Origin of the sequence: Saccharopolyspora hirsuta (assembly GCF_008630535.1) — a bacterium.
Lineage (GTDB): Bacteria > Actinomycetota > Actinomycetes > Mycobacteriales > Pseudonocardiaceae > Saccharopolyspora > Saccharopolyspora hirsuta.
Window position 1 is genome coordinate 103,730 of the sequence record NZ_VWPH01000012.1, and the last position, 12,334, is coordinate 116,063.

The 12,334-nt window shown below is 70.8% G+C and carries 10 protein-coding genes and 1 tRNA gene; 1 reads left to right on the forward strand and 10 read right to left on the reverse strand.

Going from position 1 to position 12,334, the window contains the following annotated elements; genetic code table 11:
- Positions 1 to 65: 65 nt before the first annotated feature.
- The 8 genes from F1721_RS24795 to F1721_RS24830 all read right to left on the reverse strand — a co-directional run bounded on the left by F1721_RS24795 (position 66) and on the right by F1721_RS24830 (position 10,375).
- Positions 66 to 1,736, reverse strand: a complete 1,671-nt coding sequence (locus F1721_RS24795) for a polyamine aminopropyltransferase (RefSeq protein ID WP_150069181.1) — start codon at positions 1,734 to 1,736, stop codon at positions 66 to 68.
- Positions 1,733 to 2,158, reverse strand: coding sequence for a DUF350 domain-containing protein (locus F1721_RS24800; RefSeq protein ID WP_150069182.1), 426 nt, complete (start codon positions 2,156 to 2,158; stop codon positions 1,733 to 1,735). Before F1721_RS24800 ends, F1721_RS24795 begins: the two co-directional genes overlap by 4 nt.
- Positions 2,159 to 2,188: 30 nt before the next feature.
- On the reverse strand, positions 2,189 to 3,178 hold the full coding sequence (locus F1721_RS24805) for a hypothetical protein (protein WP_150069183.1): 990 nt from the start codon (positions 3,176 to 3,178) through the stop codon (positions 2,189 to 2,191).
- On the reverse strand, positions 3,175 to 3,612 hold the full coding sequence (locus F1721_RS24810; protein ID WP_150069184.1) for a DUF4247 domain-containing protein: 438 nt from the start codon (positions 3,610 to 3,612) through the stop codon (positions 3,175 to 3,177). The genes F1721_RS24805 and F1721_RS24810 overlap by 4 nt, the downstream gene beginning before the upstream one ends.
- Positions 3,613 to 3,615: 3 nt before the next feature.
- Positions 3,616 to 4,233 carry a DUF4178 domain-containing protein gene (locus F1721_RS24815; RefSeq protein ID WP_150069185.1) on the reverse strand — a complete coding sequence of 206 codons (618 nt, stop codon included), beginning with the start codon at positions 4,231 to 4,233 and terminating at the stop codon, positions 3,616 to 3,618.
- A 458-nt stretch (positions 4,234 to 4,691) separates the two neighbouring features.
- Positions 4,692 to 7,241: a trehalose-phosphatase gene (gene otsB / locus F1721_RS24820; protein ID WP_246155285.1), complete on the reverse strand. Its 2,550-nt coding sequence runs from the start codon at positions 7,239 to 7,241 to the stop codon at positions 4,692 to 4,694.
- 130 nt (positions 7,242 to 7,371) lie between these two features.
- Positions 7,372 to 8,811: an alpha,alpha-trehalose-phosphate synthase (UDP-forming) gene (locus F1721_RS24825; protein ID WP_150069187.1), complete on the reverse strand. Its 1,440-nt coding sequence runs from the start codon at positions 8,809 to 8,811 to the stop codon at positions 7,372 to 7,374.
- A 121-nt stretch (positions 8,812 to 8,932) separates the two neighbouring features.
- The gene (locus F1721_RS24830) at positions 8,933 to 10,375 is read right to left on the reverse strand and encodes a threonine/serine exporter family protein (RefSeq protein ID WP_150069188.1); all 1,443 of its coding nucleotides are present in this window, start codon (positions 10,373 to 10,375) and stop codon (positions 8,933 to 8,935) included.
- Between the two features lie 232 nt (positions 10,376 to 10,607).
- On the opposite strand from F1721_RS24830, the gene F1721_RS24835 reads away from it, so the two are divergent.
- A tRNA-Thr gene (locus tag F1721_RS24835) sits at positions 10,608 to 10,683 on the forward strand.
- A 52-nt stretch (positions 10,684 to 10,735) separates the two neighbouring features.
- On the opposite strand, the gene F1721_RS24840 is transcribed toward F1721_RS24835, so the two are convergent.
- Together F1721_RS24840 and F1721_RS24845 are read right to left on the reverse strand one after the other, a co-directional pair.
- A complete protein-coding gene (locus tag F1721_RS24840) occupies positions 10,736 to 12,094 on the reverse strand; it encodes a tyrosine-type recombinase/integrase (protein WP_150069189.1) in 1,359 nt (452 codons plus the stop codon).
- A 27-nt stretch (positions 12,095 to 12,121) separates the two neighbouring features.
- Positions 12,122 to 12,328 (reverse strand): excisionase family DNA-binding protein, encoded by a 207-nt coding sequence (locus tag F1721_RS24845; RefSeq protein ID WP_211840610.1) that lies wholly within the window; start codon positions 12,326 to 12,328, stop codon positions 12,122 to 12,124.
- Positions 12,329 to 12,334 lie beyond the last annotated feature (6 nt).

Here is a 12,334-nt window from a genome sequence, read left to right on the forward strand (position 1 = left end):
GTACTTTGTGGCGTTATAGCACCACAAAGTGCTCACGGGCTTCTGCCTGCGGAAACGGCGCCCCGTCAGTAGTTCTCCCACTCGCCCTGGGCGTACTGGAGGATCGTCGGGTGCATCAGGGTCGACGGTTCCATGTTCGGGATGCGCGTCCGGTCCGGTGGGAACGTCGCCGCGGCTCGCAGGGTCGGTTCGTCCAGCGAGCGCAGGGGCGGGACGTCGCGCGGGAGGCGGAGTTCCGGGGCTCCCGGCGAGGCGAGCGGACTCCGGACCGCTTCGATTTCCATTGAATTCGAAGGTCCGATCTCCATTGAATTCGCGGCCCCCGGCGGCGCGGGAGCAGCGGCGGCGAGGTGGAAGCCCCACTCGCCGAAGCTGGGCACCGTGACCGCGTACGGCACCGTGCTCAGGTTCGCCGCGCGCATGGACGCCTCGATGCTCCAGAACGCCTTCGGCGCGAAGAACGGCGAGCCCGCCTGCACCACCACGCGCGCGTCGTCGGCCATCGCGTGGCGGACCAGGCCGTAGAACTCCGTCGAGTACAGCTTCGCGGTGGCCGTGGAGTCCGCGTCGGGCATGTCCACCAGCACCACGTCGTAGCGGTCGCGGTTGTCGCGCAGCCAGGTGAAGGCGTCCGAGGCGATCGTGCGCACCCGCGGGTCCTCGAAGGCGTGTCCGTTCAAAGTGGACACCCGGGGGTCGGTGCGGGCCAGCTCCAGCACGGCCGGGTCCAGCTCGACCAGCGTGGCCTCGCGGACGTCCGGGTAGCGCAGCACCTCCCGTAGCACCAAGCCGTCCCCGCCACCGAGCACCAGGACGCGGCCGCGGGGTCCCGCCATCGCCGGGTGCACCATCGCCTCGTGGTACCGGTACTCGTCGGCGGAGCTGAACTGCAGATCGCCGTTGAGGTACATGCGGGTGTCCGGAGTTCCGGCGAACGACACCGACTCGGTGAGCACGACCTCCTGGTAGGGCGAGCGCTCCGCGTGCACCACGGGATCGGCGTACAGGGCCTGCCGCGCGGTGACCTCGAAGTCGTCGGCGAACACGTACGCGCCCACCAACAGCCCTCCCACCAGCACCGACACGCCGGTCAGCAGCAGCACCGCGCGCTTGGACAGCTCGCGGCGGAACACCGTCAGCACCAGCCCGATCCCGGCCGCCGCGTTCACCAGCCCGACCACCAGCGCGCCCTGCACCTGGCCGAACAGCGGCAGCAGCAGGAACGGGAACGCCAAGCCGCCGACCAGACCACCGACGTAGTCGGCGGCGAACAGGTCCGCGACCGCCGAACCCGCGTCCTGCCGACGGATCCGCTGCAGCAGCACCATCAGCAGCGGGATCTCCGCGCCGATCAGCACGCCGAGCACCAGCGCGGTCGCGATCAGCGCCGGGGTGTAGAGGCTCAGCCACGCGAAGGCCGCGTAGAGCAGCAGCACGCTGAGCCCGCCGAGCAGCGCCAGCAGCAGCTCGATGGCGGCGAACGCCTCGGCCGCCCAGCGCTGCAGGGGCTTCGCGGCCAGCGCGCCCACGCCCATCGCGAAGACCATCAGCGACAGCACGATCGACGCCTGGCCGACGGTGTCGCCGATCAGGTAGCTGCCCAGCGCGACCAGCGCGAGCTCGTAGACCAGACCGCAGGCGGCGCAGACGAACACCGCCACCAGCACGGCGGTCCGGGCGAGCCGACCGCGCGGCTTGGCGGCGGGGGCGGTCTCCGGTTCGGCGGTGGTCGTCACCAGATCGCCGCGGCGATGATCACCGCGATCACCAGGTGCGCGCCCGCCGACACCCAGGTGGCCGGGTGCAGGTCCGGCGTGGACAGCTCGTCACCGAGCTTGCCCGGGGTCATCAGGTCGATGAGCAGGAACGACAGGCTCATCAGGATCAGCCCGAGGACGCCGTAGGCGAGGGTGCCGACCAGCCCGGCGACCAGGTCGTCCGAGCTGGCGGCGATCGCCGTGGTCAGGATGATCCCGACGCCGAGCAGACCGGAGACCAGCAGCAGCGCCGCGTTGGGGTTGCGCTGCACCCAGATCAGGTCGCGCAACCGGCCCGGGGTGGCCAGGTCGACGAGCACGTAGCCGAGCGCCATCATCGCCACGCCGATCACCCCGTAGGCGACCGCGGCGAGCAAGCCGTGGAGCAATTGCTGCAGCAAGGTGGTGTCCTTCTCGTGTCGTGAACGGGGTCAGCGGCCGGGAGCTCGCGGCGGCCACGGCGGCGGACCGGGCGGCATCTGCGGGCCAGCACCGGGGAACTGGCCGCGCGGCGGCGGTCCAGGTGGTTGCGGTCCGCCCGGTGGTGGTCCGGGCGGGGGCGGTGGCGGGCCAGGCGAACCAGCCCCGGCGTTCGGCGGGCCGGGCGTCGGCGTTCCGGCCTGCACCGGACCTGGCTGCGGCGGACAGGCCTGCGGCGGACCCGGCACCGGACCGTCCGATGTGGACTTCTGCTTGGCCCGCGCGACGAAGCCGAGCACCAGCGCCACCACCACGACGAAGCCCAGCCCGCCGAGCCACGCCCAGGTCACCCAGCTCGACCCCGAGCCGTCGCCCGGCGGCAGCGGCGTCGTGGCGCTGCCCGGCTCCTGGTCCGGGATCCGCGGCGCGTCCAGCGCACCGCTCTCCACCAGCAGCAGCGGAAGCGCCAGCGCCGCCTGCCCGGTGACCGTCACCGGCTCCTCGACCAGCGAGTCCGCGGTGACGCCCAGCTTGACGAAGTCGGCCCGGACCGGCAGCGGGCGCAGGTCCGGCGAGCCCGCCACCCGGACGTCGGCGGCGTCCGGGTCGTCGTCGGTGGAGCCCGCCGCCACGAACACCTCGACCTCGGCCCAGCGCGGACAGGTGTCGGCCGGGACGGTCGCACCCCGGCTGGACCCCCGGTCGGACTCCTCGGTCGACCCGTCGGTGAGCTTCCAGCCGAAGCACACCCCGTGCAGCTTCTCGGCCTCGGCCAGCCCCTGCGCGAGCTGCTGCGCATCGGCGGCGGTGAACCGCTGGACCGACGTGCCGGTGTAGACGTCGCTGTCGGAGTAGACGACGGTGTCGCTGGAGGTGAACTCGGTCTGCGCCCCGCCGTTGAACGCCCCGACGATCGTGCTGATGATGCCGACCGCCGCGAAGAACAGCACGACGACCGCGACGATCCCCCACCGGCGCGCGGGTTTCACGACGGTGCTCATTTGCCCGCCCCCGGACCTCTGCCGCGGAAGCTCTCGCCGTGCGGGCTGCTCCAGCCCCAGACCCCGCCGACGTGCGAGTGGTAGCGGCGGTAGGCGTGGTGGGCGTCCATCACGTGGATGACCGATCCCTGCTGGTGCGGCTTGACCACCACGGCGTCGCCGGAGTACCGCAGGTAGATGCCGGAGGAGTCGGTGTACTGCGACTGCGGCCGCCACTTCGAGCTGATCTGGAAGGCGACCGTCGTCGGCGGCAGCGGGCTGGTGTAGGCGCGGTTGTCGGAGTCGCCGGGCAGGTCCAGGTGCGCCGCCCGGGTGTAGTTGTTCGCGACGTAGCCGCGCGGGCCGGTGCCGGTGGAGAAGAGCGTCACCATGCCGACGATGAGCGCGAGGACCGCAGCGGCGCCTGCGATCGCGAACCAGAACTTGGGCTTCACGGGTCAGCCCGCAGCCGGGTAGATGAGCACGTCGTAGCGGCTGAGCGCCTCGCCGGTGCTGGCCTCCCAGTCGGCGTCGCCGTAGGACTCGAAGCCCAGCAGCGCGCCGTCCGACGACTCGTAGTCGTGGTAGCGCACGCTGCCGCGCTCGGCCAGCCCGGTGGTGGCCTCGCTGCGGAACTCGGCGCTGCCGGACTCCTCGGAGTGGTAGGTCCGCCCGCCGAAGGTGATGGTCTTCGGGCCCGGCTCACCGGCGTCGGCCACCGGCGTCCACAGCGAGAGGATCAGGTCCGGGTCCTCCTCGACGGCCAGCCACACCTGGGTGCCCTTGGCGTCGTCGAGCAGGTGCTCCGACCAGGTCCAACCGCCCTCGGACAGGCGCAGGGTGCCGCGCACGGTGAACGACCGGCCGCGCACCTCCACGATGTCACCGGCCTTCAGCGCGCGCGGGTCGCCGCGCAGCGAGTCCTGGTCGCCGGTGTGGAACGGATCGGTGGGGCGCTGCGGCTCCGGCGGCTGCGATGCCGCCCGCTTGGCGCGCACTCCCATGATCACGGCGACCACCGCGACGATGATCAGCACGATGACGACGACGATCAACGCCGTGACCAGACCGTTCACCCGTCAGCCCTTCCCTAGCGCGAGTGTCCGGCACAGAGGGTATTAGCGAGGGCCCAACCGGATGACACGAATCCCCCAAATCGTGACCAGCGTCCCCGGAACTGCTCTCGCACGGCCGAGATCCGTCCGCGATTTCAATGAGCCTTTTTCATCCTGCCCGTGGACCGCAGCCGCGAAGGGCGACCGGCACCGGTCGGCAGGTGTCGCATGCGCCGCAGGCGCATAGCCCACCCTCGCAGCTTGCACCGCCGCGGGTTCTCAGCGTTCGCCTGGCGAGGACGGCCCTGACGCCGTGTATCGGACATACATCAGTCAGGGCCTCCGGAGTCCAGGCGGGCGCTGAGGTTCCGCCACCCGCACCGCCACGCAGAACGAGGTGGGAAAAGCCTCACTGAAATCGCGCACGAGCGAGGGGCACCCCTCGACCGGTCAGGCCGCGGGGTGCCCCTCGCTGCGGATCAGGCCGACAGGAGCTGGGCGCAGCGGATCAGGCCCAGGTGGGAGTAGGCCTGCGGGTGGTTGCCCAGGGAGCGCTCCGCGATCGGGTCGTACTCCTCGGACAGCAGGCCCGTCGGCCCCGCCGTGTCCACGATCTGCTGGAACAGCTCCTCCGCCTCGGTGCGGCGGCCGATCAGCAGGTACGCCTCGATCAGCCACGCCGCGCAGAGGTGGAAGCCGCCCTCGTCACCGGGCAGGCCGTCGTCGCGGCGGTAGCGGTACACAGTGGACCCGCTGCGCAGCTCGGCCTCGATCGCGGTGACGGTGGCCTGGAACCGCTCGTCGGCCGGGTCGATCAGCCCGGACAGCCCGACGTGCAGCGACGCGGCGTCCAGGTCCGAGCCCTCGTAGGCGGTGGTGAACGCCTGCACGTCCGGGTGCCAGCCGTTCTTCACCACGTCCTGGGCGATCTGGTCGCGCAGCGGTGCCCAGGACGGGTCCGCCTCGCGGTCGTAGGCGGCGGCCAGCTTGACCGCGCGGTCCAGCGTCACCCAGCACATGACCTTGGAGTACACGTGGTGGCGCGGCACGTCGCGCTCTTCCCAGATGCCGTGGTCCGGTTCGAACCAGCGCTGCGAGACCGCGGTGGCCATCGCCGTGACCAGCTCCCAGTCCACGTCGCGGATCCGGCCGGTGGCCTGCGCGAGGTGCGCGATCAGCTCCACCACGGGCCCGAACACGTCCAGCTGCACCTGCTGGTCGGCGAGGTTGCCGACGCGGACCGGCCGGGAACCGGCGTACCCGGGCAGGCTGTCGATCACGGCCTCCGGGCCGAGCCCGGTGCCCTGCAGCGTGTACAGCGGGTGCAGCCGCTCCGGGCCGGGCAGCGTCTCCAGAACCCGGTGCAGCCAGTCCAGGAACGCCTCGGCCTCCTCGGTGGAGCCGAGGGTGACCAGCGCCTGCGCGGTCATCGCGCCGTCGCGCAGCCAGCAGTACCGGTAGTCCCAGTTGCGCACGCCGCCGATCTCCTCGGGCAGCGAGGTGGTGGCCGCGGCCATGATGCCGCCGGTGTCGGTGTTGCACAGGCCGCGCAGCGTCAGCGCCGAGCGGGCGACCAGGTCGCGCTCCACCTCGGGCAGCGACAGCGTCTTCATCCAGTCCGACCAGTACCGGTCGGCCTCGTCGCGGCGCTCCGGCTCCGGCCGCGCCGGGGACAGGTCGTCGGTGCCGCAGCGCAGCTCCAGGACGACCGGGTCGCCGTCGGTCAGCTCCAGCACCGCGTGCGCCGACTCGTGCATGCCGTCGGAGGTGATCTCCCACTGCACGCCCGGCGAGTACAGCACCATCGGCTCGGAGGTGCCCTGCACCCGCAGGCCGCCAGCCTCGGCGGTCAGCCGCACCGGCACCTGCCCGAACTCGGGGCGCGGCGCGAACTCGACGTCCGCGGTGGTGCTGCCGCTGATCACCCGGATCAGGTCGGTGCGGTGGCTGTCGGTGCCGTGCGCCAGGTAGTCGGTGACCAGCAGCCGCGACCAGCGGGTCTCCACCGTCATGGTGTTCGGCACGTAGCGCTGGCCCAGCGGCAGCGGGCTGCGCTGGGTGCCGTTGCCGCCGTGCGGGCGGATGCTGAAGTGGCCCGCGCCGGGGCCGCCGAGCAGGTCGGCGAACACCGCCGCCGAGTCCGGCCCGGGGTGGCACATCCAGGTCAGCCGGGCGTCCGGGGTGAGCAGGGCGACGGTGCGCTCGTTGGAGAGCATGGTCAGCCGCTCGATCGGCGGCGCCTGCTCGCCGTAGAGCCAGGTCCGCCGCTCCTCCATCAGGAACGCCAGCACGGTGGCGACGTCGGCGGCGTCGCCGATCCGGTAGCGGGCCAGGGTGTCCCCGTCGCCGACCTTGATGCCCAGGTCGGGGCCGTGCAGCCGGGCGAAGGCCTTCTCGTCGGTGACGTCGTCGCCGAGGAAGACCGCGGCGGTCGCGCCGACCTGGTGTCGCAGCGTGTCCAGCGCGTTGCCCTTGTCGGTCTGCACCACCGCGAGCTCGATGACCTCCTTGCCCTCGGTCACCTGCACGCCTTCCCACTGCGCGGGACCGGTGCGGACGGTCTCCAGCACCTCCCCGGCGACGTCGGGCTCGGCGCGGCGCACGTGCACCGCGACGCTGGCCGGTTTGGCCTCCAGCGTCACGCCGTCCTTGCCGCGCACGATGTCCTGCAGGCCGATCTGCAGCTCGGTACGCAGCTGGGTGGCCTCGGGTTGCAGCTCGTGCACGAACCCGACGTCGAACTCCGACCCGTGGCTGCCGACCAGGTAGACCTCGGCGGGCAGCCGGGACAGGGTGGCCAGGTCGCGCAGGGCGCGCCCGGAGATCACCGCGGTCGTGGTCGCGGGCAGCGCGGCCAGCGAGCGCAGGGCGTGCACCGACTCCGGCAGCGGTTTCGCCTGGGTTGGGTCCGCCACGATGGGCGCCAGGGTGCCGTCGTAGTCGCAGGCGACCAGAAGTCGGGGTGTCCGCGCGAGCTGCACGATCTCGCGGCGCAGCTCCGCAGGCAGGGCTTCGGCGGTCAACGCCATACTCCTCATCAGGGGGGCGTGGTCAAGTCTGGGGTTGATCGATCCGGTTGCGGTCATCGATGGTGACCGACCGGGTTCAATCAGTATCGCTGACGCTTCGCGATCCGTGTTGCGGACCAGTTGCTCGCAGCTAATCCGCGAGGGGCGTGCCCAGAGCCTCGAGGAACGACCGCGCCCAGCGGTCGACATCGTGCGTGAGCACTTGCCTACGCAGTGCGCGCATCCTACGGCGTCCTTCGGCCTCGTCGATGTCGAGGGCGGCGAGCAGCGCGTCCTTGACACCGTCGAGGTTGTGCGGGTTGACCAGGAACGAGCTCGTCAGCTCGGCCGCGGCCCCGGCGAACTCGCTGAGCACCAGCGCCCCGCCCAGGTCGTAGCGGCAGGCCACGTACTCCTTGCAGACCAGGTTCATGCCGTCGCGGACCGGCGTCACCACCATGACGTCGGCGGCGCAGTAGAAGGCGACCAGGTCCTTGCGGTCCACCGAGGTGTGCAGGTAGTGCACCGCGGGGTGGCCGACGCGGCCGAACTCGCCGTTGATCCGGCCGACCTCGCGCTCGATGTCCTCGCGCATCTGCTTGTAGTGCTCGACGCGCTCCCGGCTGGGCGTGGCGATCTGGATCATCGTCACGTCCTCGGCCTTGATCTGCCCCTCGGCCAGCAGCTCGTGCATCGCGTGCAGCCGCACGTCGATGCCCTTGGTGTAGTCGAGGCGGTCCACGCCGAGCATGATCTTGCGCGGGTTGCCGAGCTCCGCGCGCAGCGTCTTGACCCGCTGCTGGATCTCCTTGGTGCGCGCCAGCCGGTCCAGCTCGGCGGAGGCGATGGAGATCGGGAACGCGCCCACCCGCACCGTCCGGTCGCCGACCTGCACCACGCCCGGCCGCGAGCGCACCCCGACCTGGCCGCGGCTGGGTTCGAACCCGGCCAGCCGGCGGGCCAGCCACAGGAAGTTCTGCGCCCCGCCGGGCCGGTGGAAGCCGACCAGGTCGGCGCCCAGCAGGCCGCGCACGATCTCGGTCCGCCACGGCAGCTGCATGAACAGCTCGACCGGCGGGAACGGGATGTGCAGGAAGAACCCGATGCGCAGGTCGGGGCGCAGCTCCCGCAGCATCGCGGGCACCAGCTGCAGCTGGTAGTCCTGCACCCACACCGTCGCGCCCGGGGCGCTCACCTCGGCGGCGGCCTCCGCGAACCGCCGGTTGACCCGCTGGTAGGCGTGCCACCAGGAGCGGTCGAACACCGGCGGCACCACCACGTCGTGGTAGAGCGGCCACAGCGTGGCGTTGGAGAACCCCTCGTAGTACTCGGCGAACTCGGCGGCCGACAGCGGCACCGGGTACAGCTGCAGGCCGTCGTCGTCGAAGGGTTCGACCTCGATGTCGGCCACCCCTGGCCAGCCGACCCACGCCCCGCGCCGGGCCCGCAGGAACGGCTCCAGCGCGGTGACCAACCCGCCCGGGCTGTGCTTCCAGCGCTGGGTGCCGTCGTCGAGGCGCTCCAGATCGACCGGCAGCCGGTTGGCGACCACGACGAAATCCGCTCGGTTGGGCGTGCTGCCCTTGCTCACCGGTGTTCCTCCCGCCGTCTCAACGACCTGTCGCGAGGCTAGCCAATCCCGCCGGGCGCGGCGTGCTGCGTGCGGGTCAACCCGCCCGGCACGCCCCGCGCCCCTTCCGGACCAGAGAAGATCAGTCCAACCGCCGCTTGGTGGGCCGCAGCGGCCCGGACAGCCGGGGCCCGGAGATGCGGCGCTCCAACCTACCGAGCCTGGTGCGCACCGGCTGGGCGAGGTACTCGCCGAGCACGACGCCCGCGCCGAGCGCGAGACCGATGGCCGCGGCCAGCATCAGCGTGGTCGCCCCGCTCGGGCTGCCGAGCACGGACAGCTCGTACAGGCCGCGGTAGGTCGCCAGACCGGGCAGCAGCGGCGCGACGCCGGACACCGCGATCACCAGCGACGGGATCCGCAGGCGGCGGGCGATGATCCCGCCGACGAAACCGACCACGGTGGTCGCCACCGCCCCGGCCAGCACGGTGTGCACGTCGGCCAGCATCAGCACCGCGTGCATCCCGGCGGCGACGGCACCGCCGATCCCGGCCACCAGCAGCGGCCGCGGCGGCGCGTAGCTGGCCAGCGCGAAGCACGCCGAGGTGGACGCGCCCGCGAGCACCTGCAGGGACAGCGACAGCGCCGGGGCGAGGACTTGCGCGCGCCCGATGTCGGTGGCGTCGAGCCCGGCCATGGTGTCGCCGCCGATGCGCACGCCGATGTAGAGCGACAGCACGACACCGGCGATCAGCCCGGCCGACATCAGCGCGAGCTCGGCCATCCGACCGGCGGCGGTGACGTTGTAGCCGGTGATGGCGTCCTGCATCGAGCCGACCACGGTCATCCCGGACAGCAGCACGATGATGCTCGCGGCCACCGCGAGCTGCGGGTTGTCCAGCCAGCCGAGGGCGTAGAAGGTCACCGCGATGCTGGTGGCGACGGCACCGCCGACGGCCTGCTGGAAGAAGAACGGCAGGGCCCGCTTGTTCAGCAGCCGCCCGATGCGGTCCACCAGCGCGGTCGCGGCGGCAGCGGTCACCGGCAGCATGACGCCGCCGCCACCGCCGCCGAGCAGCACGGCCAGCGAGGCGGCCATGCCCGCCCAGGCCACGGTGGCCACCCAGCGCGGGAACGGGTGCGGCGCGGTGGTGATCCGGTCGAGCTCGGCGTAGGCCTCGGCGGCGGAGAGCTCGTTGGCGGTGATCCGGCGCAGCAGGTCCTCGACGTCGGCGAGCCGGGTGTAGTCGATGGAGCGGTTGCGGACCACCCGCAGCGAGGTGATCGGCGGGAGCTCGGTCCCCCGGTAGCAGGAGACGGTGATCGACGTGTAGATCACGTCGACCTCGCAGTGCGGCAGACCGTAGGCGTTGACGACGGCGATGATCGTCGCGGTGACGTCGGAGGCACCGGCGCCGCTGGCCATCTGCACCTCACCGATGCGCAGGCCGAGGTCGAGCACGAGGTGGACGGTGGACTCGTCGGGCAGGGCAGGCCCGAAGACGACGTTGCGAGCCCCCGGCGGGATGGTGGCCTCCGGGTCGCGCCGCCGCAGCACACCCCGGGCGCGCTGCGTGATTCCCAATGCTGCTCTTCCCTCCTGCCGCCCCACCTTGCGGGCGGTCCGCCGTGCCTGATCTTCCCCTCGGGCATCGCCTGTCATGAGCCGACCGTTGCACCTGAATTCCGTGGCGTCCATCACTACCGCGCCGCCCGCCCCGCCAGCACCGGAGGACGTCCCCCGCCCGCAGTGGCCCAGCCGCTTCCCAACCGGAGGGGATCGACGCTTACGATGTCCCCGCACGACGGATGTGCACGCCGCTGTAGCTCAGTTGGTAGAGCGCCCGCCTTGTAAGCGGACGGTCAGGGGTTCGAGTCCCCTCAGCGGCTCCAAAGGTACCAGCGAAAACGCGCCTGGCCCGCTGTAGACCAGGCGCGTTCCGTCTCACTTTCCGTCTCGGTTGACGTTCCAGAAGTACCCGTTCAGCTGCTCTGCGACGTCACGGCGGAGCTCCTTGGTGACGTGCATGTACCGCTTCCGCATGGCCTCCGTCGACCAGCCCATCAGCTCCATGACGAGCCGGGGGTCCACACCCAGCAGCAGGAGCACCGTCGCCGCGGTGTGGCGTGCGTCGTGCAGACGAGCGTCCCGAACACCGGCTTCGGCGAGGATCTCCTTCCACTCAGCCCAGTCGCGCCGAGGGTCGAGCGGTCTGCCGTTGGGCTGAGTGAAGATCCAGCCACCCTCCTCCCACTCTGTTCCGGCGACCTCCCGCTCGTGCTGCTGCACCTGCTCGTGCCGCATGAGCAGATCGAAGATCGCGTCCGGGAAAACGAACCCCCGGCGTCCGGCCTTCGACTTCACCTCGACTTCACGGAGTCCCCCACCGTGCCGTTGCGGGCAACTGCTGGCGTGCCTGGTGCAGTTCGGCGGGCAGGGCCGCGGGTGGCCCTTCTCGTTGCGCACGCAATTCTTCCGGTTTCGGTGCCGCTTGCAGTTCTCCGCACATGCGGTCCGGTGGAATCGCGCGCCGCAGGCATGCGGGTCGTCGCAGCCGTGCTGCCAGGCCTGCCGCTGAAGCGCCCTCCGAACGCGATAGAACTGGTCCTCCCGGTTGAGTCGTTCCCATTTGAATGCCAGCGTTTCACCCTGGCGGGAACCCAGCGCGAGCGCAATCACGTACCGGACGCCGTTCCGCCGCTTAAGCGCAGCCGTGATGATCCGCTGAGCTTCCTCCCGGGTAAACGGCTCGATCTCCTCTTCTTCAACCTTCGGCGCTTTCACGAACTGAAACGGATTCCCGTCGAGGCGCTGACGTCGGAAATACTCATTGAAGGCCGTACGAAGGGTGCGATGCACTTGGTGCGCAGTGGCCGCACTGGCCCCGGATTCCTGCATGCCGACGTAGAGCTTCTCGAAGTGCTCCGGTTGAATGCGCTCCATCCAGTGAGCACCAATACGCGGAATCGCGTGGTGGTAGATCGCGGTGCGATAGCCCTGGAGCGTCTTGTACCGAACGGACAGAGCCGCGATTTTCTCCACCCAATGCGTGAGCCATTCGTCGACTTTCCAGCCGCGCCCCGGCTTGCGAACGTTCCCGCTGTCGCGATCTCTTTCGAGCTTGCGGACCTTCTCGGTGACTTCGGCCTCGGTCTTGGCCTGCACGTGGCGGCGGTCGGGCTTGCCGTCGTCACGGATTCCCATCGTGACACGGCCATGCCAGTAGCCGTCGGTCTTGCTGAAGTAAATGCTGCTGGCTCGATTAGGCGCTCGGGTGCCTTCTGGGCGGCGTTTGCGCGTCATTCTCGTTCTCCTTAATTCGGGGCTTCGTCAGGCAGCCTGCCGCTCAGACATTCGACGAACGTAGGATTGGAGGGACTCTGCCGGAATACGACGGGCATTGCCGATCCGGACGGAAGAAATTGCACCTTCCCTGAGCAGCCGGAAGATCGTGGTTCGACTGAGAGAAAGCCGACGACCGGCTTCCTCGACGGTGAGCAACAGGCGCGGCTGATCGACGTGCTGCATATCGGGCATTGCGTT